The organism is Streptomyces sp. DSM 15324, from assembly GCF_001514285.1.
Taxonomy (GTDB): Bacteria; Actinomycetota; Actinomycetes; order Streptomycetales; family Streptomycetaceae; genus Streptomyces.
Window position 1 is genome coordinate 484,043 of record NZ_KQ949023.1, and the last position, 23,919, is coordinate 507,961.

The 23,919-nt window shown below is 69.5% G+C and carries 20 protein-coding genes and 2 tRNA genes; 18 read left to right on the top strand and 4 right to left on the bottom strand.

The window, feature by feature from the left end:
• Positions 1 to 11: 11 nt before the first annotated feature.
• Positions 12 to 206 (top strand): hypothetical protein, encoded by a 195-nt coding sequence (locus tag AQJ58_RS02115; RefSeq protein ID WP_055635087.1) that lies wholly within the window; start codon positions 12 to 14, stop codon positions 204 to 206.
• Between the two features lie 11 nt (positions 207 to 217).
• Here AQJ58_RS02115 and AQJ58_RS02120 read toward each other — a convergent pair whose 3' ends face one another.
• Positions 218 to 436, bottom strand: coding sequence for a hypothetical protein (locus tag AQJ58_RS02120; protein ID WP_067244223.1), 219 nt, complete (start codon positions 434 to 436; stop codon positions 218 to 220).
• Positions 437 to 614: 178 nt separating this feature from the next.
• Between AQJ58_RS02120 and AQJ58_RS02125 the strand changes: the two genes are divergently transcribed.
• Complete coding sequence (locus AQJ58_RS02125) at positions 615 to 845, top strand: hypothetical protein (protein WP_234359933.1); 231 nt, start codon at positions 615 to 617, stop codon at positions 843 to 845.
• 82 nt (positions 846 to 927) lie between these two features.
• On the opposite strand, the gene AQJ58_RS02130 is transcribed toward AQJ58_RS02125, so the two are convergent.
• Positions 928 to 998: transfer RNA gene (locus AQJ58_RS02130), tRNA-Gly, on the bottom strand.
• 166 nt (positions 999 to 1,164) lie between these two features.
• On the opposite strand from AQJ58_RS02130, the gene AQJ58_RS02135 reads away from it, so the two are divergent.
• From AQJ58_RS02135 to clpX, 5 genes are all read left to right on the top strand, one after another.
• Positions 1,165 to 1,241 (top strand) — tRNA-Pro (locus AQJ58_RS02135).
• 238 nt (positions 1,242 to 1,479) lie between these two features.
• Complete coding sequence (tig, locus tag AQJ58_RS02140; protein WP_067244225.1) at positions 1,480 to 2,895, top strand: trigger factor; 1,416 nt, start codon at positions 1,480 to 1,482, stop codon at positions 2,893 to 2,895.
• Positions 2,896 to 3,137: 242 nt separating this feature from the next.
• Positions 3,138 to 3,746, top strand: coding sequence for an ATP-dependent Clp protease proteolytic subunit (locus AQJ58_RS02145; protein ID WP_030967072.1), 609 nt, complete (start codon positions 3,138 to 3,140; stop codon positions 3,744 to 3,746).
• A gap of 679 nt (positions 3,747 to 4,425) precedes the next feature.
• On the top strand, positions 4,426 to 5,106 hold the full coding sequence (locus tag AQJ58_RS02150) for an ATP-dependent Clp protease proteolytic subunit (RefSeq protein ID WP_067244226.1): 681 nt from the start codon (positions 4,426 to 4,428) through the stop codon (positions 5,104 to 5,106).
• Between the two features lie 180 nt (positions 5,107 to 5,286).
• A complete protein-coding gene (clpX, locus tag AQJ58_RS02155; protein WP_067244228.1) occupies positions 5,287 to 6,576 on the top strand; it encodes an ATP-dependent Clp protease ATP-binding subunit ClpX in 1,290 nt (429 codons plus the stop codon).
• Between the two features lie 70 nt (positions 6,577 to 6,646).
• Here the strand turns inward: clpX and AQJ58_RS02160 are convergent, their stop codons facing one another.
• Entirely contained in the window at positions 6,647 to 7,675 is a 1,029-nt protein-coding gene (locus tag AQJ58_RS02160; RefSeq protein ID WP_067244230.1) for a hypothetical protein, read from the bottom strand.
• A 135-nt stretch (positions 7,676 to 7,810) separates the two neighbouring features.
• Here AQJ58_RS02160 and AQJ58_RS02165 point away from each other — a divergent pair, with 135 nt between their 5' ends.
• From AQJ58_RS02165 to AQJ58_RS02215, 11 genes are all read left to right on the top strand, one after another.
• Complete coding sequence (locus AQJ58_RS02165; protein WP_067244232.1) at positions 7,811 to 10,435, top strand: valine--tRNA ligase; 2,625 nt, start codon at positions 7,811 to 7,813, stop codon at positions 10,433 to 10,435.
• A 108-nt stretch (positions 10,436 to 10,543) separates the two neighbouring features.
• Complete coding sequence (gene folC, locus AQJ58_RS02170; RefSeq protein WP_067244233.1) at positions 10,544 to 12,052, top strand: bifunctional tetrahydrofolate synthase/dihydrofolate synthase; 1,509 nt, start codon at positions 10,544 to 10,546, stop codon at positions 12,050 to 12,052.
• A 10-nt stretch (positions 12,053 to 12,062) separates the two neighbouring features.
• Positions 12,063 to 12,401 carry a DUF4233 domain-containing protein gene (locus AQJ58_RS02175; RefSeq protein WP_067244235.1) on the top strand — a complete coding sequence of 113 codons (339 nt, stop codon included), beginning with the start codon at positions 12,063 to 12,065 and terminating at the stop codon, positions 12,399 to 12,401.
• Between the two features lie 107 nt (positions 12,402 to 12,508).
• Positions 12,509 to 12,922, top strand: a complete 414-nt coding sequence (gene ndk / locus AQJ58_RS02180; RefSeq protein ID WP_067244237.1) for a nucleoside-diphosphate kinase — start codon at positions 12,509 to 12,511, stop codon at positions 12,920 to 12,922.
• A gap of 225 nt (positions 12,923 to 13,147) precedes the next feature.
• Positions 13,148 to 14,167, top strand: a complete 1,020-nt coding sequence (locus AQJ58_RS02185) for a rod shape-determining protein (protein ID WP_030779466.1) — start codon at positions 13,148 to 13,150, stop codon at positions 14,165 to 14,167.
• Between the two features lie 161 nt (positions 14,168 to 14,328).
• A complete protein-coding gene (gene mreC / locus AQJ58_RS02190; RefSeq protein WP_067244238.1) occupies positions 14,329 to 15,264 on the top strand; it encodes a rod shape-determining protein MreC in 936 nt (311 codons plus the stop codon).
• A 15-nt stretch (positions 15,265 to 15,279) separates the two neighbouring features.
• Positions 15,280 to 15,951, top strand: a complete 672-nt coding sequence (mreD, locus tag AQJ58_RS02195) for a rod shape-determining protein MreD (protein ID WP_067244240.1) — start codon at positions 15,280 to 15,282, stop codon at positions 15,949 to 15,951.
• 128 nt (positions 15,952 to 16,079) lie between these two features.
• Positions 16,080 to 18,362: a penicillin-binding protein 2 gene (mrdA, locus tag AQJ58_RS02200; protein WP_067244241.1), complete on the top strand. Its 2,283-nt coding sequence runs from the start codon at positions 16,080 to 16,082 to the stop codon at positions 18,360 to 18,362.
• On the top strand, positions 18,359 to 19,558 hold the full coding sequence (gene rodA, locus AQJ58_RS02205; protein ID WP_067244243.1) for a rod shape-determining protein RodA: 1,200 nt from the start codon (positions 18,359 to 18,361) through the stop codon (positions 19,556 to 19,558). Before mrdA ends, rodA begins: the two co-directional genes overlap by 4 nt.
• Before the next feature lie 82 nt (positions 19,559 to 19,640).
• Entirely contained in the window at positions 19,641 to 21,146 is a 1,506-nt protein-coding gene (locus tag AQJ58_RS02210; protein ID WP_067244244.1) for a CYTH and CHAD domain-containing protein, read from the top strand.
• A gap of 93 nt (positions 21,147 to 21,239) precedes the next feature.
• Positions 21,240 to 23,204 (top strand): TIGR03960 family B12-binding radical SAM protein, encoded by a 1,965-nt coding sequence (locus AQJ58_RS02215; RefSeq protein ID WP_067244246.1) that lies wholly within the window; start codon positions 21,240 to 21,242, stop codon positions 23,202 to 23,204.
• Positions 23,205 to 23,433: 229 nt separating this feature from the next.
• On the opposite strand, the gene AQJ58_RS02220 is transcribed toward AQJ58_RS02215, so the two are convergent.
• The gene (locus AQJ58_RS02220; RefSeq protein WP_067244248.1) at positions 23,434 to 23,913 is read right to left on the bottom strand and encodes an HIT family protein; all 480 of its coding nucleotides are present in this window, start codon (positions 23,911 to 23,913) and stop codon (positions 23,434 to 23,436) included.
• Positions 23,914 to 23,919: the final 6 nt, after the last annotated feature.

A 23,919-nucleotide genomic window follows, 5' to 3' on the forward strand; every position in this document is an offset into this window, starting at 1 on the left:
TGTGATCAGTCGTGGCGATTTCACTGTCAGTGGTGCTGCTGTTGGCCATCATCCTGGTGGTGCTGATCCGAGGAGGCAGCATCAAGGCGGGCCCCGCCATAGTCGCCATCCTCTTCGGCTTCTTCCTCGCCTCCAGCGGCATGGCGCCGTCGATCAACCGGTTCCTCAACTCGCTGGCCGACACCATCAACTCGATCAGCTTCTGAGGCCGCGGCGGCTACGGACGGCGGTAACCGTCACTCTGGGTCGGCGAGGTGCCGTGCATCGACATCGCGTTGTAGGAGACGCGGTCGTGGTGCGCCCGCAGCCGGCGGTCCTGCTCGATGAGGAGCCCGTCCGCGTTCTCGGTGGCGCGGTTCCCCCGGCGCAGCAGCTTGACGATCAGGAAGACCGCCAGCGCGATCATGACCCCGAACACGACCCCCAGCTCGACCACCGCAACCCCCGTCCGCGCGCGACCCACTCCCGCGCCCCACGGTAGCGGCGACGCCGGGGCGCACTGAAGACGCGGGGAACGAATCAAGCCACCGGCCCGGTCGGTCACCACCGGCCCGGTCGGTCACCGATCCGGCAGGGGCATGCCACCCGTCACGGTGATCATGAATGATGGGCACATGGATCCTCGATTAAGCCGCATCGTCGGCACAGTGCTCCTGCTGCTCGGCATCACCGTCGTGCTCTGGCGGGCCCTCGGCAGCCCCCGGGACTGGGAGGGCGACATGAGACTGCTCCGCAGCGCCCTCATGCTGGGGGCCCTCGGGGTGATCGGCCTCAGCGCACGACTGATCTTCCCCGGCACCCGGAGCGAGGCACCGGACGACACGTCCGAGAAGGCCGACAGCTGACGGCGCCCCCGCCCGGACCCCGGGAACGACCGAAGGCCCAGGGAGAGGATTCCGACCTCTCGCCTGGGCCTTCGGCGTGAAGAGCGGGCGACGGGAATCGAACCCGCGTAGCTAGTTTGGAAGACTAGGGCTCTACCATTGAGCTACGCCCGCACAGCGCGCGCCGCAGGTCAGCGGACCACGGCACTGCACGCATCGTAGCGGGTCGACGCCGCCGCCCGCACATCCCTTCCCGGTGCGCGCCCCCGCCCGCTCCCCGTGCTCCGCAAATGCGGCGGTCAGGCGGCCTGCGGGCATGTACCCTACGTGTCGCACCAGACGGGGTGTGGCGCAGCTTGGTAGCGCGTCCGCTTTGGGAGCGGAAGGCCGTGGGTTCAAATCCCGCCACCCCGACCACCTGCGCGATCACCCGCGCCGTCCACCTGTGTGATCACCCGCGCCGTCCACCTGTGTGATCACACCCCGTGCCTGGCCAGTGATCGACTTTTGGGCGGTTCACCCGCTGCGGTTACTATGCAAGCTGCGCGCTCGTGTGTCCCGGCCCACCCGGCCGGTGAAACCTCCCGGGCGGCGAATCGCCGGGCCTGTCGGGCTCCGGCGAACCCCAAGAAGTCAGCCACAAGGAGACCGAACCGTGAAGAGCGCCGTGGAGACCCTGAACCCGACCCGGGTTCGGCTCACTGTCGAGGTGCCCTTCGAGGAGCTCAAGGACAGCCTCGACGCGGCGTACAAGAAGATCAACCAGCAGGTCACGGTGAAGGGCTTCCGCAAGGGCAAGATCCCGGCCCGGGTCATCGACCAGCGGTTCGGCCGCGGTGCGGTCCTGGAGGAGGCGGTCAACGACGCGCTTCCGAAGTTCTACACCGAGGCGGTCAACGAGGCGGAGATCGACGTCCTCGGCCAGCCCGAGGTCGACATCACGGAGCTGAAGGACGGCGAGACGCTGAACTTCACCGCCGAGGTCGACGTGCGCCCCGCCCTGGAGCTTCCCGAGGACTTCTCCTCGATCGAGGTCGAGGTCGACGCCGTCGAGGTCGACGACGAGGACATCGACAAGTCGGTCGAGCAGCTCCGTGAGCGCTTCGCCTCCACCTCCCCGGTCGAGCGCGCCGCCGAGGACGGCGACGTCGTGACCGTGGACCTCGAGGCCAAGGTCGACGGCGAGGTCCTGGAGGACGGCGTCGCCAACGGCGTCTCCTACACCATCGGCTCCGGCGAGCTGCTCGACGGCATCGACGACGCCGTGAAGGGCCTTCAGGCCGGTGGCGAGGCCACCTTCACCTCCGAGCTCAAGGGCGGCTCCGCGGCCGGCAAGGAGGCCGAGGTCACCGTCAAGGTCACCCAGGTCGCCGCTCGCGAACTGCCCGAGCTGGACGACGAGTTCGCGCAGCTCGCCTCCGAGTTCGACACCCTGGAGGAGCTGCGCGCGGACAGCCGCAAGCGCCTCGAGAACATGAAGCAGTACGACCAGGCCACGCAGGCCCAGGAGCGCGTCCTGGAGAAGCTGCTGGAGCTCGTCGAGGTGCCCGTCCCCGAGAAGCTCCTCGAGGACGAGATCAACACCCGCAAGCACAACCTGGAGCACCACCAGCTCGGCCAGATGGGCCTGACCCTCGACAAGTACCTGGAGATCCAGGGCAAGACCGTCGAGGAGTTCGAGACCGAGACCCGCGAGGCCGCGGTCAAGGGCATCAAGACCCAGTTCGTCCTGGACGAGCTCGTCAAGCGCGAGAAGCTCAACGTGAACCAGGAGGAGCTCACCGAGCACCTCATGCGCCGCGCCGCCTCCTCCGGCATGTCCCCCGACCAGTTCGCCCAGGCGGTCGTCGAGGGCGGTCAGGTTCCGCTGCTCGTCGGCGAGGTCGCTCGCGGCAAGGCCCTGGCCACGGTCGTCGAGTCCGCCACGGTCAAGGACACCAACGGCGAGATCATCGACCTGGACGACGAGGACGAGGTCGAGGCCGCCACCGAGACGGTCGAGGCCGCCGAGGGTGCCGCCGAGACCGAGGCCGAGCCCGAGGCCGAGGGCGACGAGAAGGCCGACGCCTGATCCCCACCCCGCTTCGCTGTGACGGGCCCCGGAACCTTGTGTTCCGGGGCCCGTTCCGTTATTCGGGCGACTACGCGCCGCTACGCCCCCGGCGAACACCCACCTCTCCGGGATTCTCCGGCGGGACCCGCGCGTTAGGGTCCATGAATACGAGGGCAGGGGAGTCCCCGTTGCCCCCGGCAGTACACGTGAGACGGCCCGGCGCCGTCGTAAGACGAGCAGGTGGAGACGTGACGAATCTGATGCCCTACGCCGCCGGCGAGCCTTCCATCGGTGGTGGCCTCGGCGACCAGGTCTACAACCGGCTGCTCGGCGAGCGGATCATCTTCCTCGGCCAGCCGGTCGACGACGACATCGCGAACAAGATCACCGCACAGCTGCTGCTCCTTGCCGCGGACCCGGACAAGGACATCTACCTGTACATCAACAGCCCCGGCGGTTCGATCACGGCCGGCATGGCGATCTACGACACCATGCAGTTCATCAAGAACGACGTGGTGACCATCGCCATGGGCCTCGCCGCCTCGATGGGCCAGTTCCTGCTCAGCGCGGGCACCCCCGGCAAGCGCTTCGCGCTGCCGAACGCCGAGATCCTGATCCACCAGCCCTCCGCCGGCCTGGCCGGCTCGGCCTCGGACATCAAGATCCACGCCGAGCGGCTGCTGCACACCAAGAAGCGCATGGCCGAGCTCACCTCGCAGCACACCGGCCAGTCGGTCGAGCAGATCACCCGTGACTCGGACCGTGACCGCTGGTTCGACGCGTTCGAGGCCAAGGAGTACGGCCTCATCGACGACGTCATCCCCACGGCCGCCGGCATGCCGGGCGGCGGCGGTACCGGGGCGGCGTAGGAACACGACCGACGGCAGCGGTCCCCGCGGGTCCACGGCCGGCCGAGGCCCGGGTGATCCCCGGGACGCGGGTCGCACGCTCCCACCCCCCAGGTCGACGGAGACTTGTCGGGTGGCACGTGATCCCACCGGACCCCGCAGGTCCCTCCGGACCTCACCGGCCCCGGCAGCCCCGCGGCTCGCGGTCCGACGGGTCCGCCCGACGGCGGCCCGCGGCGCCCGGAGGGTCGCGCACCCCGCGGGGGCCGACCCGGAAGGGCACCGGTTCCGCAAGGGCCGGCGCGCCCCGCAAGGGCTCGCAGGTCCCGGAAGGACCATCGGCCCCGCAGGCGGCGGGTCCCGCGAGGGCACGGCAGGCCCGAAGGGCCCCAGGAGCCGCGTGAAGGCCTGCACGGGCCCCTCAGGGGTCACGAGGCACCCGCGGGAGCCCGTGGAACCCGCCAGGGCCCCCACGGAGTCCCGAGGCCCTCGTGAAGCCCGACAGGGCCCACGGGGTTCGCGGAGCCGACCGGGAACCAGCCGCAGTCGGCATCCGGTCTCGGTCGAGCGTCCGGCCCGCCGGGACCCCGCCCGCCCCGCCCGTGAGGACGCCGCCGTCGCCAGACCCAGAGGGACCCTGCCGTCAGAGTCCCGCCCGCCCCTCCCAGCCCACCGCCCCACCCTCTCTCCAGGAGACACCGTGAACGACTTCCCCGGCAGCGGCCTCTACGCCCGCACGGCGGCCGAGTACACCGGCCCCCGCGCCGAGTCCCGCTACGTCATCCCCCGCTTCGTCGAGCGCACCTCCCAGGGCATCCGCGAGTACGACCCGTACGCGAAGCTCTTCGAGGAGCGCGTGATCTTCCTCGGCGTGCAGATCGACGACGCCTCCGCCAACGACGTCATGGCGCAGCTGCTGTGCCTGGAGTCGATGGACCCCGACCGCGACATCTCGGTCTACATCAACAGCCCCGGTGGTTCCTTCACCGCGCTGACGGCCATCTACGACACGATGCAGTTCGTCAAGCCCGACATCCAGACGGTCTGCATGGGCCAGGCGGCCTCCGCCGCCGCGATCCTGCTGGCGGCCGGTACGCCGGGCAAGCGCATGGCCCTGCCGAACGCGCGCGTGCTGATCCACCAGCCGTACAGTGAGACGGGCCGCGGTCAGGTCTCCGACCTGGAGATCGCCGCCAACGAGATCCTCCGGATGCGCGCGCAGCTGGAGGAGATGCTGGCCAAGCACTCGACCACGCCGATCGAGAAGATCCGCGAGGACATCGAGCGCGACAAGATCCTCACGGCCGAGGACGCCCTGTCGTACGGCCTGATCGACCAGATCATCTCCACCCGGAAGATGAACAACAGCTCTCTGCGTTGACGCACAGGGCCCTCTCGTCCGTACCCCTTGGCACGGTGTGACACGGTCCACGCGGAAGTGAACCGTGCCAAGGGGGGCCCGAACGGGGGTCCCGGCAAGGTACCGTCGGAATAAGGCAGCACCAGGAGCCGCTGGATTCGAAAGTGTCCAGGCGTCTCCCAGGCGAAGGGGAAGCACACCGTGGCACGCATCGGTGACGGCGGCGATCTGCTCAAGTGCTCGTTCTGCGGCAAGAGCCAGAAGCAGGTCAAGAAGCTCATCGCAGGGCCCGGTGTGTACATCTGCGACGAGTGCATCGATCTCTGCAACGAGATCATCGAGGAGGAACTCGCCGAGACGAGCGAGGTGCGCTGGGAGGAACTCCCCAAGCCCCGCGAGATCTACGAGTTCCTGGAGGGGTACGTCGTCGGCCAGGAGGCCGCGAAGAAGGCCCTCTCGGTCGCGGTGTACAACCACTACAAGCGGGTCCAGGCCGGTGAGAACGGCGGAGCCCAGGGCCGCGACGACGCCATCGAGTTGGCGAAGTCCAACATCCTTCTGCTCGGCCCCACGGGCTCGGGCAAGACCCTCCTCGCACAGACCCTCGCCCGCATGCTGAACGTGCCGTTCGCCATCGCCGACGCCACGGCGCTGACCGAGGCGGGGTACGTCGGCGAGGACGTCGAGAACATCCTCCTCAAGCTCATCCAGGCCGCCGACTACGACGTCAAGAAGGCCGAGACCGGGATCATCTACATCGATGAGATCGACAAGGTCGCCCGGAAGAGCGAAAACCCCTCCATCACGCGCGACGTGAGCGGCGAGGGCGTACAGCAGGCGCTGCTGAAGATCCTGGAGGGCACCACGGCCTCCGTCCCGCCGCAGGGCGGACGCAAGCACCCGCACCAGGAGTTCATCCAGATCGACACGACGAACGTGCTGTTCATCGTGGGCGGCGCCTTCGCGGGCCTGGAGAAGATCATCGAGTCCCGGGCCGGCGCCAAGGGCATCGGCTTCGGCGCGACGATCCGCTCCAAGCGCGAGCTGGAGGCCAAGGACCAGTTCGAGGACGTCATGCCCGAGGACCTGGTGAAGTTCGGCATGATCCCGGAGTTCATCGGCCGCCTCCCCGTCATCACCAGCGTCCACAACCTCGACCGCGAGGCCCTGCTCCAGATTCTGGTCGAGCCCCGCAACGCGCTGGTCAAGCAGTACGAGCGGCTGTTCGAACTCGACGGCGTGGAGCTGGACTTCGAGCGCGAGGCGCTGGAGGCCATCGCCGACCAGGCCATCCTCCGCCAGACCGGCGCCCGCGGTCTGCGCGCCATCATGGAGGAGGTGCTGATGTCGGTGATGTACGAGGTCCCGTCCCGCAAGGACGTGGCCCGCGTGGTCATCACGGCCGACGTCGTCCGCTCCAACGTCAACCCGACCCTGATCCCGCGCGAGCAGCGCGGCGGCCGGGGCCCGGGCGAGCAGAAGACGGCGTAAGGCAGAGACGGCACATGCGAGGGGGCCCCGGTCGACCGACCGGGGCCCCCTCGCATGTGCCGTCTCTGCCTTACGCCTTGACGCGGACCTCGTCGCGCAGCTTCTCGGTGATGTCGGCCGCCACGTCCTTGGTGACGCCCTTGGTGACGTCACCCGGCGAGACCATGGCGATGGTGCTGTAGTCGGCCCAGGCGCAGAACCAGTCGGTCTTCTTCTGCTTGGTCGCGAGGATCGTGCCGGCGGCCGCCTGGCACTTCATGACCGCGCCGTCCAGGTCGACCTCCTCGGCCTCGCCGAGGAGTTCGACGTTCGAACCGCTGCTGCTGGAGGAGCTCTGCGCGGAGGACTTCTTGAAGTTGGCGAAGAACGTGTCCAGCGCCTTCTCGGGGTCGGCGATCGAGCCGTACGCGCCGACGAAGGTGATGCCCTTGGCGGTGGCCATGGCGGTCGGGTCGGGCGCGGTGCTCGGGTCGGAGGGGTCGTAACCGCTCAGGTCGGCCGTGGAGTACATGCCGAGCACGGTCTTGCCGTCCTTGACACCGCTCTTCTCCAGATCGGACGCCGAGTCTTCACCGGCGTTCGCGCCGTCGTCGGAGACCCGCTTGTACTCGGAGAGCACGGTGGCCGGAGTGGTCAGTTTGTGGGCGCCGTCGTCCGTCAGGCCCCCCGAGCCGCCGTTCGTGCCGAGGACGAAGAACGCGCCCACGCCGATCGCCACGACCACCGCGACCGCGCCGAGGACGATGCCGACCTTCTTGCCGCCGCCCCCGCTGGGCGCGGGGGGCTGCGGGACGCCGTAGGGGGCCTGGCCGTACGGGGGCTGCTGGCCGTAGCCGGGGACGGTCGCCGGCTGGCCGTACGCCGGCTGCTGCCCGTAGGGCCCGGCCTGCGGGGGCTGCGCCGGGTAGCCGTAACCGGGCTGCGGGGCGGGGGGCTGCGCCGGGTAGCCGTAACCGGGCTGCGGGGCGGGGGGCTGCTGGGGGTAGCCGTAGCCGGGCTGGGGAGCCTGCGGGGGCTGGCCGTAGGGGCCGGGCTGCCCGCCGTAGGGTCCGGGCTGCTGGGGCTGCCCGCCGTACGGACCCGGCTGGTGCTGACTCATTCTGGGTTCCCCTCCAGATGCTTATGTGATTTTCACATCCTGGCTTAAACCTGATGCCTGCTCGGCGGCGGGGGCCCGACCGTTACACGGCAAACACGTTTCGGGACGGCCCCGTGACACCCCTAAACTGGCCCCGTGACCGAGAACGCTCATCAGCAGCCATCAGCGCCCCACACCGAACTGCCGACCCAGTACGCGCCGGCCGACGTAGAGGGGCCGCTGTACGAGCGCTGGGTGGAGCGGGGTTACTTCGAGGCGGACGAGAAGAGCGACAAGCCGCCGTACACCATCGTCATCCCGCCGCCGAACGTCACGGGCAGCCTGCACCTGGGCCATGCCTTCGAGCACACCCTCATCGACGCCCTCACCCGCCGCAAGCGCATGCAGGGCTTCGAGACGCTGTGGCAGCCCGGTATGGACCACGCCGGCATCGCCACCCAGAACGTCGTCGAGCGCGAGCTGGGCAAGGAGGGCAAGTCCCGCCACGACCTCGGCCGTGAGGCGTTCGTCGAGCGCGTCTGGCAGTGGAAGGGCGAGTCCGGCGGCCAGATCAGCGGCCAGATGCGCCGCCTCGGCGACGGGGTCGCCTGGTCCCGTGAGCGCTTCACCATGGACGAGGGCCTCTCCCAGGCCGTCCAGACCATCTTCAAGCGGCTCTACGACGACGAGCTGATCTACCGCGCCGAGCGCATCATCAACTGGTGCCCGCGCTGTCTCACCGCCATCTCGGACATCGAGGTCGAGTACCAGGACGACGACGGCGAGCTCGTCTCCATGAAGTACGGCGAGGGGGACGACACCATCGTCGTCGCCACCACCCGCGCCGAGACGATGCTCGGTGACACCGCCGTCGCCGTCCACCCCGACGACGAGCGCTACCGGCACCTGGTCGGCAAGGAGATCCGCCTGCCGCTGACCGACCGCTCCATCCCGGTCGTCGCCGACACCCACGTCGACCCGGAGTTCGGCACCGGCGCCGTCAAGGTGACCCCGGCGCACGACCCGAACGACTTCGAGATCGGCCAGCGCCACAACCTGCCGTCCCTCACCGTCATGGACGAGCACGCCGTCATCACGGCCCACGGCCCCTTCCAGGGCCTGGACCGGCTGGAGGCCCGCTCCGCCATCGTCGCCGCCCTGCGCGCCGAGGGCCGGATCGTCGCCGAGAAGCGGCCGTACGTCCACTCCGTCGGCCACTGCTCCCGCTGCAAGACGACGATCGAGCCGCGCCTGTCCATGCAGTGGTGGGTCAAGGTCGGCCCGCTCGCGAAGGCCGCCGGTGACGCGGTCCGCGACGGCCGCGTCAAGATCCACCCGCAGGAGATGGAGAAGCGGTACTTCGACTGGGTCGACAACCTCCACGACTGGTGCATCTCGCGGCAGTTGTGGTGGGGCCACCGCATCCCCGTCTGGTACGGCCCGAACGGCGAGGTCGTCTGCGTCGGCCCCGACGACGAGGCCCCGAGCGGCGAGGGCTGGCGCCAGGACACCGACGTCCTCGACACCTGGTTCTCCTCCGGCCTGTGGCCCTTCTCCACCCTCGGCTGGCCCGAACGGACCGAGTCGCTCGCGAAGTTCTACCCGAACTCCGTCCTGGTCACCGGCTACGACATCCTCTTCTTCTGGGTCGCCCGGATGATGATGTTCGGCCTGTACGCGATGGACGGCACCCCGCCGTTCCACACCATCGCCCTGCACGGCATGGTCCGCGACCAGTTCGGCAAGAAGATGTCCAAGTCCTTCGGCAACGCGGTCAATCCGCTCGACTGGATGGACAAGTACGGCTCCGACGCCCTCCGCTTCACCCTCGCGCGCGGCGCCAACCCGGGCGTCGACGTCCCGATCGGCGAGGACTGGGTCCAGGGCTCCCGCAACTTCGCCAACAAGATCTGGAACGCGACCCGCTTCGCCCTCATGAACGGCGCGACGGTGGACGGGCCCCTCCCGGACGCCTCCGCGATGTCGGCGACGGACCGCTGGATCCTCTCCCGCCTCAACTCGGTCGTCGCCGAGGTCGACGCGTTCTACGAGGACTTCCAGTTCGCCAAGCTCTCCGACGCCCTCTTCCACTTCGCGTGGGACGAGGTCTTCGACTGGTACGTCGAGCTGTCCAAGACGACGTTCCAGGCCGGCGGCGAGCCCGCGAAGGTCTCCCAGCGCGTCCTCGGCGAGGTCCTCGACGTCACCCTGAAGCTGCTGCACCCGGTGGTCCCGTTCGTCACCGAGACCCTCTGGACCACGCTGACCGGCGGCGAGTCGGTCGTCGTCGCCGACTGGCCGACCGACTCGGGCTTCCGGGACCCGGCCGCCGAACAGGAGATCGAGAGCCTCCAGTCGGTGATCACCGAGGTCCGCCGCTTCCGCGCCGACCAGGGCCTCCAGCCCGGCCAGCGCGTCCCGGCCCGGCTGACCCTGGAGGGCACGGCCCTGGCGCCCCACGAGGCCGCCATCCGCCAGCTGCTGCGCCTGCAGCCGGAGGGCGAGGCCTTCTCGGCCACCGCCACCCTCCCGGTGGCCGGCGCCACGGTCGCCCTGGACCTCTCCGGCACGATCGACGTGGCGGCCGAGCGCAAGCGCCTCGCGAAGGACCTCGCGGCGGCCGAGAAGGAGAAGGCCCAGGCCCACGCCAAGCTCGGCAACGAGGCGTTCCTGGCGAAGGCCCCGGACCAGGTGGTCGACAAGATCCGAGGCCGCCTGGCCAAGGCGGACGAGGACATCGCCCGTATCACCGCCCAGCTGGAGCGCCTGCCGGAGGCGTGAGCGCCCTGTAGGGGCGCGGGGAACTGCGCGACCAGCCATCATGTTCCCCGCGCCCTCAGGACGGGACCAGTCACCCTCCTCCATGGACACCGGCTTAGACTGAACCCCGTGAGCGACAGCGACTCCTTCGACGAGATCATCGAGGCCACGCAGACATCAGCCGCTGACGCGGCGGGCGAGCGCGACCCGGATCTCGCGGTCATCGAGGCCGGCAGCCGCACCCTCCGCACCCAGGGCGGAGCCCCGAGCGCCGACGTCCCGACCCGCCCCGAGGACCCCGAGGTCGACAAGGCGCTGCGCGCGGTCGAGGCCGATCTGGCCACCCGCTGGGGCGAGACCAAGCTGGAGCCGTCCGTCAGCCGGATCGCCGCGCTGATGGACGTCCTGGGCGAGCCGCAGCGGACGTACCCCTCGATCCACATCACGGGCACCAACGGCAAGACCTCCACCGCCCGCATGATCGAGGCCCTCCTCGGTGCCTTCGACCTGCGCACCGGCCGCTACACCTCCCCTCACGTGCAGTCCGTCACCGAGCGCATCAGCCTCGACGGCGCCCCGATCTCCGCCGAACGCTTCATCGAGACGTACGACGACATCAAGGCGTACGTCGAGATGGTCGACTCCCAGCAGGAGTACCGGCTCTCCTTCTTCGAGGTGCTGACCGGCATGGCGTACGCCGCCTTCGCGGACGCGCCGGTCGACGTCGCCGTCGTCGAGGTCGGCATGGGCGGCTCCTGGGACGCCACCAACGTCATCGACGGCGACGTCGCCGTGGTCACGCCCATCGACCTCGACCACACCGACCGGCTGGGGGAGACCCCGGGCGAGATCGCGGGCGAGAAGGGCGGGATCATCAAGCAGGACGCCACGGTCATCCTGGCCCAGCAGCCGGTCGACGCGGCCCAGGTCCTGCTGAAGAGGGCCGTCGAGGTCGACGCCACGGTGGCCCGGGAGGGCCTGGAGTTCGGTGTCGTGGCGCGCCAGGTCGCCGTCGGCGGACAGCTGGTCACCCTGCGCGGGCTGGGCGGCGAGTACCCCGAGGTGTACCTCCCGCTGCACGGCGAGCACCAGGCGCACAACGCGGCCGTCGCGCTCGCCGCCGTCGAGGCGTTCTTCGGCGTCGGCTCCCAGCGGCCCGAGCCGCTCGACATCGACGCCGTCCGCAAGGCCTTCGCGGCCGTGTCCTCGCCGGGCCGGCTGGAGGTCGTACGGCGCTCCCCGACCGTCGTCCTGGACGCCGCCCACAACCCGGCCGGCGCGCGGGTGACCGCCGACGCCGTCCGCGAGGCATTCGACTTCAGCCGGCTGATCGGCGTGGTCGGGGCGAGCGGCGACAAGAACGTCCGCGGGGTGCTGGAGGCCTTCGAGCCGATCTTCGCGGAGGTCGTCGTCACACAGAACTCCAGCCACCGCGCCATGGACGCCGACGAGCTGGCCGCGATCGCCGTGGAGGTGTTCGGCGACGAGCGCGTCCAGGTCGAGCCGCGGCTGCCGGACGCCCTGGAGGCGGCGATCACGCTCGCCGAGGAGGAGGGCGAGTTCGCCGGCGGCGGCGTGCTGGTCACCGGTTCCGTCATCACGGTCGGCGAGGCCCGGCTGCTCCTCGGGAAGGGCTGAACACCCCGCCATGCGTACGCTCTGTTCCTCGACCCTGATCGGCGAGTTCTTCATCATCGGATTCGCCGGTCTGGTCGCCATGAAGGACCCCGACCTGTCCATGACCACGGTGTGGACGGTGTGCGGGATCGCGATGTTCCTCAGCGTGCTGCTGTGTGCCGTGGTCACCCGGCCCGGCGGCGTGGCCCTCGGCTGGGCGCTCCAGATCGCGCTGGTCGCGTCCGGTTTCTTCGTCCCGATGATGTTCGTCGTCGGGGTCCTGTTCGCCGGCCTGTGGTGGGCCTCGGTGCACTATGGGCGCAAGGTCGACGAGGCGAGGGCGCGCTTCGCGGCACAGGCCGGGACCTGACCGCCGGTCCTGCTGACGCTGTGTGACAGGTTCACGGACAATCCCTGTAATCTCGTCCCACCGCACCCCGGCAGTAGTGCACCTCAGCAGTCCCTAAGGAGTCCCCCGTGAGCCAGCGCACCCTCGTCCTCCTCAAGCCCGACGCGGTCCGTCGCGGCCTGACCGGCGAGATCATCAGCCGTATCGAGCGCAAGGCGGGCTGGCGGATCACCGCGCTGGAGCTGCGCACCCTGGACCAGGACACGCTGGAGCAGCACTACGGCGAGCACAAGGGCAAGCCCTTCTACGAGCCGCTGGTGGAGTTCATGGCGTCCGGTCCGGTCGTCGCGCTGATCGTCGAGGGCGACCGGGTCATCGAGGGCGTGCGCGCGCTGGCCGGCCCGACCGACCCCATCGCGGCCGCTCCCGGCTCGATCCGCGGCGACTACGGCGTCATCGTCCGCGAGAACCTGATCCACGCCTCCGACTCCGAGGAGTCCTCCGAGCGCGAGATCAAGATCTTCTTCCCGGGTCGCGCGTAACCGTTCCGAGACGACCGGACGGGCGATCGAGGGAACGAGACTCCCCGAACGCCCGTCTCCGGAAGCGAACCCGCACAGCATCTGCTGACAATGGCCAAGACCCTTCCGCAGTGTCCGAGAAGGCGCGTCTACGATGGAAGCCTTCACGTCACCGCACCCACCTCGCCGACCTGAAAAGCCCTCAAAAGCTCAGGGAAGGCCAGTCGAATCCTGATGGGGAACTCAATGTCGTTCATCGGCCGTGACATGGCTGTCGACCTCGGGACCGCCAACACGCTGGTGTACGTCAGGGGTCGCGGGATCGTACTCAACGAGCCGTCCGTCGTCGCGATCAACACCAACACCGGTGGCATCCTCGCGGTCGGCGCCGAAGCGAAGAAGATGATCGGGCGCACGCCGGGCAACATCGTGGCCGTGCGGCCGCTGAAGGACGGCGTGATCGCCGACTTCGAGATCACCGAGCGGATGCTCCGCTACTTCATCCTGAAGATCCACAAGCGGCGGTATCTGGCTCGTCCGCGGGTCGTCGTCTGTGTGCCGTCGGGCATCACGGGCGTCGAGCGCCGCGCCGTCATCGAGGCGTCGACCCAGGCCGGCGCCCGTCAGGTGCACATCATCGAGGAGCCCATGGCCGCGGCCATCGGTTCCGGCCTGCCGGTCCACGAGGCCACGGGCAACATGGTGGTGGACATCGGCGGCGGCACCACGGAGGTCGCGGTCATCTCGCTCGGCGGCATCGTCACCGCCCAGTCCATCCGTGTCGCGGGCGACGAGCTGGACAACGCGATCATCCAGCACATCAAGAAGGAGTACAGCCTCCTGCTGGGTGAGCGCACGGCCGAGCAGATCAAGATCACCATCGGCTCGGCGTACGACCTCGACTCCGACGAGCACACCGAAATCCGTGGCCGGGACCTCGTTTCCGGGCTGCCCAAGACCGTCGTCATCTCGGCCGCCGAGGTGCGCAAGGCGATCGAGGAGCCCGTCAACGCGATCGTCGACGCCGTCAAGACCACGCTGGACAAGTGTCCGCCGGAGCTGTCCGGCGACATCATGGACCGCGGAATCGTTCTGACCGGCGGCGGAGCGCTGCTGCGCGGTCTGGACGAGCGGCTGCGCCGCGAGACGGGCATGCCGATCCACATCGCCGAGGACCCGCTGGACAGCGTGGCCCTCGGTTCCGGCAAATGCGTCGAGGAGTTCGAGGCGCTCCAGCAGGTTCTGGACGCCGCCCCCCGCAGATGACGTAACGCTTCGGTTCCGCCGTACGGGATGATCCCCTCTCGTACGGCGGATCGTTGACATTCCGGCATAAGCTCCCACAAAGCGCCCTTGGTCATCCTGGCCAGGGGCTACCCGAATTCCTGTAGAGATTTCCCTATCGAGGAAGGGCACGGCCGCCGCACGTGAGGGACACACGAGAGAGCCGGCTGCTCCTGGTGCTGCTGATCGCCATCGCGTTCGCACTGATCACGGTGGACATCCGCGGTGGTGAGGACTCCCCGGTCGACGGTGCCCGGCAGGCCGCGGCCGCGGTCTTCGGTCCGATCGAGGAGGGGGTGTCCTCGGCGGTGGACCCGGTCGGCAACGCCGTCTCGGCGGTCCGCGACTCCGGTGAGCGCCACGACCGGATGGCGCTGCTGGAGAAGGAGAACGCGGCCCTCAAGGCGAAGCTCGGCAGCGACGACCGCAACCGCAGCCGGCTCGCCCAGCTCGACAAGATGCTCAAGATCGCGGGCGAGGGCCAGTACGGCATCAAGGGCGCCGAGGTCATCGCGATCGGAGCGGCCCAGGGCTTCTCCTGGACGATCACCATCGACGTCGGCGCGAACGACGGCATCAAGCGCGACATGACCGTCCTCAACGGCGACGGGCTCGTCGGCCGGGTCACCACGGTCGGCCCGAACACCGCGACCGTGCTCCTCGCCAACGACCCCGACTTCACCGTCGGCACCCGCATGGAGGGCAACGACGAACTGGGCTTCGCCTCCGGACAGGGCGACAGCCCGCTGCGCGTCGAACTCCTCAACGGCAAGGCGGACGTGAAGAAGGGCGACCGTCTGGTCACCTTCGGCTCGCAGGCCGACAAGCCGTTCGTGCCCGGGGTCCCGGTCGGTGTGGTCTCCCGGGTCGACCCCTCCGGCGGCGACCTCACCCGCACCCTCTACGTCACGCCGTACGTCGGCTTCACCAAGCTGGACGTCGTCGGGGTGGTCGTCGAGACCCCGAAGAAGGACCCGCGCGACACCGTGCTCCCGGCCAAGCCCAAGCCGGTGCCCACCCCGACCGTCACCGTCACCGTGACCCCGAACGCCGACGGCCAGCAGCAAGAGCAGCAGTAGGAGCTGACAACCCCCATGCGCGTCAACCGGATCCTGCTCTCCGTCCCGCTGGTCGTCGTCGCCCTGGTGGTCCAGGTGAGCGTCCTCGCCCGCCTCCACCTCCCGGGCGCGGTCCCCGATCTGCTGCTCCTCACCGTCCTCGGCCTCGCCATGGTGTACGGCCATGTCGGCGGCGCCCTCATCGGCTTCGGCGCCGGCCTCCTCGCCGACCTCGCGCCGCCCGCCGACCATGCGGCCGGGCGCTACGCCCTGGTGCTGTGCGTGATCGGGTACCTCGCCGGGCTGGTCAAGCCGGAGACCGGGCAGATCAAGTCGGCCACCGGTCCGATGGCCGTGGTGGTCGCCGCCGCGGTCGGCTCCACCCTGCTGTACGCGGGCGTCGGCGCCCTCGTCGGCGACACGGCGGCCCGTCATGTCGGCCTGACCGGGCTGCTGTTCTCGGCCGCCCTGTACGACCTGCTGCTCGCCCCCTTCGTGGTCCCGGGCGTGATGTTCCTGGCCCGGCGGGCCGACAACGATCCGCTCGCGGAGACCAACTCGGCGGCCAAGGGCTCGGACATCTCCTCGGGCTGGCTGTCCTCCGGGACGGGCCTGAAGATCGGCGGCCAGCGCGGCGGCCTCAAGATGAGGGCCGCGAAGTCGCGGGCGACCCGGGCGGGGCGCATCAAGGGGGTCAAGCGGCTGTGAGCACCCAGGAGTTCACCCGAACGGGTCACTTTCGGCGGAACGCGGCCTCACAGGCCGATCGTTCATCATTCGTACGCACGGCCAGCCGCGCACATGTGTTCGCTCACTGAGAGGGGGAGGCAGCCGCAGTGACCAACATTCCCGAGACCGGCCGGACGCCACGCGTCCAGATCCGGCTCGTCGTGATCCAGATCCTCGTCCTCTCCCTCCTCGGCACCCTCGGCGGCCGGCTGTGGTACCTCCAGATCCGCGAGGGCGCGGCCTACGCCAAGGAGGCCTCCGGCAACCACGTCCAGCAGGTCGTCCAGCCCGCCGTGCGCGGCTCCATCCTGGACGCCCGCGGAGTGCCCCTCGCGGACAACGAGACACGGCTGGTGGTCTCCGCCTCCCGCACCGACCTCCTCAAGCAGCAGGACGACGGCAAGGCGGTCCTGACCAAGCTCGCGGGCGTCCTCGGCATGGACCCCGCCGAGGTGATGCAGAAGGTCCGGCTGTGCGACGCGAAGACCCCCCAGCCCTGCTGGAACGGCTCGCCCTACCAGCCGATCCCCATCACCGACGAGGCCACCGCCAAGCAGGCCCTGCAGATCCGTGAGCGCGCCGAGGACTTCCCCGGCATCACCGCCGAGCCGGAGGCCGTGCGCCGCTACCCCGCGCCCGGCAAGTCCAACACCGCCCAGGTCCTCGGCTACCTCTCGCCGGTCACCGACGACGAGATCACCAAGGCCCAGGACACCGACTCGCCCTACCTGCGGTCCGACCAGGTCGGCCGCTCCGGCCTGGAGCGCCAGTACGACAAACAGCTGCGCGGCAAGGCCGGCGTCACCCGCTACGAGGTCGACAACCTCGGCCGGGTCATCGGCCAGGCCGAGGCCACCCCGGCACAGCCCGGCTCCAACCTGGTCACCAGCATCGACTCCCGCGTCCAGCGCGTCGCCGAGTACGAACTGAACAACGCGATGAAGGTCGCCCGCCAGCAGTTCGACAAGATCACCGGCACCAACTACAAGGCCGACTCCGGCGCCGTCGTCGTGATGGAGGCCAAGACCGGCCGGATCGTCGCCATGGCCTCGGCGCCCACCTACGACCCGAACGTCTGGGTGGGCGGCATCTCCGCCAAGGACTACAAGAAGCTCACCGGGAAGAACTCCGACTACCCGCTGCTCAACCGGGCCATACAGGGTCAGGCCGCGCCCGGCTCGACGTTCAAGGTGGTCTCCACGGCCGCCGCGGTCGAGGCCGGTTACGTGTGGGACGGCGGCTACCCCTGCACCAGCTCGTACTCGGTGGGCGGCCAGGTCTTCAACAACTTCGAGGGCGAGAACTTCGGCCCGATCTCGCTCGGCCGGGCCCTTGAGGTCTCCTGCGACACCGTCTTCTACGCCCTCGCGGACCGCGAGTGGAAGAAGGACGGCGGCATCAACCCCAGGAAGGGTGAGCCGAAGGACTACTTCTACAAGGCGGCCCACCAGTTCGGCCTCGGCAAGGAGACCGGCGTCGACCTGCCGAACGAGGTCACCGGCCGGGTCCCGGACCGCCAGTGGAAGGAGTCCTACTGGAAGGCCAACAAGGGCGCCTGGTGCAAGTACGGCAAGAAGAACGGCACCTACGTCGAGAAGATCGCCTACGAGAACTGCCTCGAGGGCAACAAGATGCGTGAGGGCGACTCGATCAACTACTCCATCGGCCAGGGCGACACCCTCGTCACGCCGATCCAGGAGGCGGTGATCTACGGCGCCCTCGCCAACGGCGGCACCATGTACCAGCCGTCCATCGGCAAGGCCGTCGTCAGCCCCGACGGCAGGACCGTCACCGAGCTCAAGCCGAAGAAGACGGGCAGACTGCCCATCAGCAAGGCGACCCTGGCCGGCATGGACGACGCCCTCGCGGGCGTGGTCACCCGGGGTACGGCCGCCTGGAAGTTCGGCGGCTGGCCGCAGGACAAGATCGAGCTGCACGCCAAGACCGGTACCGCGGAGGTCTACGGCAAGCAGACCACGTCCTGGCTGGCCACCTACAGCAAGGACTACACGGTCATCATGACCATCGCCCAGGCCGGTACCGGTTCGGGCGCCTCCGGTGAGGCCGTGCGCCACATCTACAACGCCCTCTACGGCGTCTCCGCGGACGGCACGATCGACACGAAGAACGCCCTGCTGCCCACCCCGCAGAAGGCCCTGCCGGCCATCCAGACGGACGGCACGATCAAGTCCCCGAAGGTCGCCAAGGACCCGGCCAAGGACCAGCGCGCCAGCCAGGAGAAGGCCCCCGAGCCGGACGCCTCGCAGCCCGCCGCGACCACCGGGCAGAACACCACGAACCAGAACACCCGCAGACGACGACGGCGGCGACGGGACGGATGCGGGAAGGCCGCGGGCCGGCGGTCGGTCGGCAGGAGGTCGCTCGCATGACCGGTGTCAACAGCTTCTCCGTCTCCGGATACGGGCCCGAGCGGGCCGGCTGGACCCGGGTCCTCGCCCGTGACTCGCTGGCCCGCCGGCTGGACTGGCCGATACTGTTGTCGGCCGTCGCCCTCTCCCTGATCGGTTCGGTGCTGGTCTTCTCCGCGACCCGCAACCGCACCGAGATCAACCAGGGCGACCAGTACTACTTCCTGATCCGCCATCTGATGAACACCGGCATCGGGATCGCCCTGATGATCGGCACCATCTGGCTCGGCCACCGCACCCTGCGCAACGCGGTACCCGTCCTCTACGGCCTCTCGCTGCTCGGCATCCTGCTGGTGCTGACCCCGCTGGGCTCGACGGTCAACGGCGCGCACTCCTGGATCGTGTTCGGCGGCGGCTTCTCGCTCCAGCCCTCGGAGTTCGTGAAGATCACGATCATCCTGGGCATGTCGATGCTGCTCGCGGCCCGGGTCGACGCGGGCGACAAGATGTACCCCGACCACCGCACGGTCGTGCAGGCGCTCGGTCTCGCCGCCGTCCCGATGCTGATCGTGATGCTCATGCCCGACCTCGGGTCGGTCATGGTGATGGTGATGATCGTGCTCGGGGTGCTGCTCGCCTCCGGCGCGTCCAACCGCTGGGTCTTCGGCCTGCTCGGGGCGGGCGCGGCCGGCGCGGTCGCCGTCTGGCAGCTGCACATCCTCGACGAGTACCAGATCGCCCGCTTCGCCGCGTTCGCCAACCCCAGCCTCGATCCGGCCGGCGTCGGCTACAACACCAACCAGGCGCGCATCGCGATCGGATCCGGCGGGCTGACCGGTGCGGGCCTGTTCCACGGCTCGCAGACCACCGGCCAGTTCGTCCCCGAGCAGCAGACGGACTTCGTCTTCACCGTGGCGGGCGAGGAGCTGGGCTTCGTCGGCGCGGGTCTGATCATCGTGCTCCTCGGGGTGATCCTGTGGCGCGCCTGCCGTATCGCCCGCGAGACGACCGAGCTCTACGGCACGATCGTCGCCGCGGGAATCGTGGCGTGGTTCGCGTTCCAGTCGTTCGAGAACATCGGGATGACGCTCGGGATCATGCCGGTGACCGGTCTGCCCCTGCCGTTCGTGTCGTACGGCGGCTCGTCGATGTTCGCCGTGTGGGTGGCGATGGGGCTGTTGCAGTCGATCCGGGTGCAACGGCCGATGTCCGCCTGAACGAGGGTTTTCCAGCCGTTGGTCGTGAATTCAACGGAAGTTGACCCTGCCATCGCGGGCGGACTGCGACTAGATTCATTTCATGGCGGAGACGAAACGCGAGATCGAGCGCAAGTACGAATCCGACGACAGCGGCCTGCCCGACCTGACCGGCGTCGCCGGCGTGGCGAGCGTCCTGGACAAGGGCACCACCGAGCTGGACGCCACCTACTACGACACCTCCGACCTGCGCCTGGCCTCGGCCTCCATCACCCTGCGCCGCCGCACGGGCGGCTCCGACGCCGGCTGGCACCTGAAGCTTCCGGTCGGGCCCGGCGTCCGGGACGAGATCCGAGCCCCGCTCTCCGACACCGTCCCGGACGAGCTGGCCGCACTGGTGCGCTCCCGGGTGCGCGAGGGCCAGCTGGTGGCAGTGGTCCGGCTGCGCTCCGCACGGGACGTGAGGGACCTGGTGGACACCGAGGGGAGACTGCTCGCCGAGGCGAGCGTGGACACCGTACGGGCGGAGCGGCTGTTCGGCGGGCAGGGCAGCGCCCAGTGGAGCGAGATCGAGGTCGAGCTGGCCGACGACGGTCCCCCTGCCCTCCTCGACAAGGTGGAGAAACGGCTGCGCAAGGCTGGCGTACGGCCCTCGCGGTCGCCGTCGAAGCTGGCGCGGGCACTCGCGGAGACCAAGGGCGGACATCCGCGCCCCGTGGACGACGGCCCCGGCGAGCCCGTCACCGCCCTGGACCACGTCATGGCGTACGTCCGCGCCCAGCGCGACGCGATCGTCGCGCTGGACCCCGAGGTGCGCCAGGACGCCGAGGAGGCGGTGCACGACATGCGGGTCGCCACCCGGCGGCTGCGCAGCACCTTCCGCTCCTTCGGCAAGGTCCTCGACCGGGACGTCACCGACCCGGTCGCCGCCGAGCTGAAATGGCTGGCCGGCGAGCTGGGGGTGGGCCGCGACCACGAGGTGCTGGCCGAGCGCCTGACGGCGGCCTTCGACGAACTGCCGCCCACCCTGGTGGCCGGCCCGGTCCACAAACGGCTGAGGACATGGTCGAAGGCCGGGGAGAAGGGGTCGAGGCGCCGGCTGCTCGGGGTGCTGGACTCCGCGCGCTATCTGACGCTCCTCGACACCCTGGACGCGCTCGTCGCCGATCCGCCGGTGCGAAAGGCTGCCGGCAAGAAGCCGAAGAAGGTGCTGTCCAAGGCCGTGCGCAAGGACTTCGCGAAGGTGTCCGCGCTGATCGAGGAGGCCGTCGAGCAACAGCCGGGCGCGGACCGCGACCTCGCCCTGCACGAGGCCCGCAAGAAGGCCAAGCGCACACGGTACGCGGCGGAGACGTCCGTGCCCGCCCTCGGCCGTCCGGCGAAGGACCTGGTCAAGTCCATGAAGTCGCTCCAGAGCCTGCTCGGCGACCACCAGGACAGCGTGATGGCCCGGACGACCCTGCGCGAGCTGTCGGCCGTGGCCCACGCGGCGGGGGAGAACGGCTTCACGTACGGCGTGCTGTACGCCCGTGAGGAGCGGCGCGCCCAGCGGGTCGAGGAGGCGGTGCCGGGGCAGTGGAAGGAGACCAGCGGTTCGATGGAGGTTTAGAACGGTGCCGCTCGTGATTTTCGCGGGCGGGGGAGTGCTCCGGGCGCGTTAGGCTGGATGGCCACCCTGTCAGCTCACGAAGGTAACGCCGCGATGTCTGTCGAGTCGGTCTTCCCGCAGCTCGAAGCCTTGCTCCCGCACGTGCAGAAGCCGATCCAGTACGTCGGGGGCGAACTCAACTCCACGGTCAAGCCGTGGGAGTCCTGTGACGTCCGCTGGGCGCTCATGTACCCGGACGCCTACGAGGTAGGCCTGCCCAACCAGGGCGTCATGATCCTCTACGAGGTGCTCAACGAGCAGGAGGGCGTCCTCGCCGAGCGCACGTACAGCGTGTGGCCGGACCTGGAGGCGCTGATGCGGGAGCACGGCGTCCCGCAGTTCACGGTCGACAGCCACCGCCCGGTGAAGGCCTTCGACGTGTTCGGCCTGTCCTTCTCCACCGAGCTGGGCTACACCAACATGCTCACGGCCCTGGACCTGGCGGGCATCCCGCTGGAGTCCAAGGACCGCACGATCGACGACCCGATCGTCCTCGCGGGCGGCCACGCGGCCTTCAACCCCGAGCCGATCGCCGACTTCATCGACGCGGCGGTCATCGGCGACGGCGAGCAGGCCGTGCTCGACATGACGCGGATCATCAAGGAGTGGAAGGCCGAGGGCCGTCCCGGCGGCCGCGAGGAGGTCCTCTTCCGCCTCGCGAAGACCGGTGGCGTCTACATCCCGGCGTTCTACGACGTCGAGTACCTCCCCGACGGCCGTATCGCCCGCGTGGTCCCCAACAAGTCGGGCGTCCCGTGGCGTGTCTCCAAGCACACGGTCATGGACCTCGACGAGTGGCCGTACCCCAAGCAGCCCCTCGTCCCGCTCGCCGAGACGGTGCACGAGCGCATGTCGGTGGAGATCTTCCGCGGCTGCACGCGCGGCTGCCGCTTCTGCCAGGCCGGCATGATCACCCGCCCGGTGCGCGAGCGCTCGATCACGGGCATCGGCGAGATGGTGGAGAAGGGCCTGAAGGCGACGGGCTTCGAGGAGGTCGGTCTGCTGTCGCTGTCGAGTGCGGACCACTCGGAGATCGGCGACATCGCCAAGGGCCTCGCCGACCGCTACGAAGAGGACAAGATCGGCCTGTCCCTCCCCTCCACCCGCGTCGACGCCTTCAACGTCGACCTGGCGAACGAGCTGACCAGGAACGGCCGCCGGTCCGGCCTGACCTTCGCCCCCGAGGGCGGCTCGGAGCGGATGCGCAAGGTCATCAACAAGATGGTGTCGGAGGAGGACCTGATCCGCACCGTCGCCACCGCCTACGGCAACGGCTGGCGCCAGGTGAAGCTGTACTTCATGTGCGGCCTGCCGACGGAGACGGACGACGACGTCCTCCAGATCGCCGACATGGCGATGAACGTGATCGCCAAGGGCCGCGAGGTCTCCCGCTCCAACGACATCCGCTGCACGGTCTCGATCGGCGGCTTCGTCCCCAAGCCCCACACCCCCTTCCAGTGGGCCCCGCAGCTCTCGGCGGAGGAGACGGACGCGCGCCTGACCAAGCTCCGTGACAAGATCCGCGGCGACAAGAAGTACGGCCGTTCGATCGGCTTCCGCTACCACGACGGCAAGCCCGGCATCGTCGAGGGCCTGCTCTCCCGCGGCGACCGCCGCATCGGCGCCGTGATCCGCGCGGTCTACGAGGACGGCGGCCGCTTCGACGGCTGGCGCGAGCACTTCTCCTACGACCGCTGGATGGCCTGCGCCGACAAGGCCCTCGCCCCCTTCGGCGTGGACGTCGACTGGTACACCACCCGCGAGCGCACCTACGAGGAGGTCCTCCCCTGGGACCACCTGGACTCGGGCCTCGACAAGGACTGGCTCTGGGAGGACTGGCAGGACGCGCTCGACGAGACGGAGGTCGAGGACTGCCGCTGGACGCCGTGCTTCGACTGCGGCGTGTGCCCCGCCATGGACACGACAATCCAGATCGGCCCCACCGGCAAGAAGCTGCTGCCGCTGACGGTCAAGAAGGAGCCCGCGACCAGCGGACACACACACGGGCACGGACACTGAGGCGAGCGAGGAGGCGCCGCGACCGAGGAGGCCGCGGCGCCCGGTCTGCCCATGACTGAGGCGTCCGTCTCCGCCGTACCAGGCCTGGTCGTCTCCTTCTCGATCCTCGCCGCGCATGGCTGCCGGTCTGGCGGGTCGGCGTCGCCCGGCGGGCCGTCACGATCGATGCCGTCACCGGCGAGCGCGTCGTCGACGAGGGGTGACGGTCCTGGCGGCCGCTTCCCGGCCGTCAGGCCGGTGGACGCGACCGGTCCAGCTCGCTCCCGATCCCGTCCCGCAGCACGTCGTGGTGCGGACCCAGCCTGAAGCGCTCGTCGCTCCACCGGTCGCCCGGATACAGCCACACGGGCCTGCCCACCAGCTCGGCCGGCTCCCAGGCGAACCGTGGCCAGACGTGGGCGTGCAGGAACGGATCGGTGTTGCCCAGGATCTCCAGGTTGACCCGGCGGAAGGCGGGGTCGAGGCGTCGGCAGACCCGCTCCACGGCCTCTCCGAGCCGGTCCATGTCGGACAGGAATGACAGCCGCCTCGCCCTCGGCAGATCGGTCAGCCGCTGGACACCGGGTTCGTCCACGAGCAGAACCGAGTACCCCGGCAGGAACTGGACGTCGCCGATCACCGCGAACCCCGACTCGAGCCGCCGTATCACCGTCGGGTTCTCGCCCCGCAGGGCCGCCCCGATCCGATCCGTCCTCCAGTCATCCGTCATGACCGT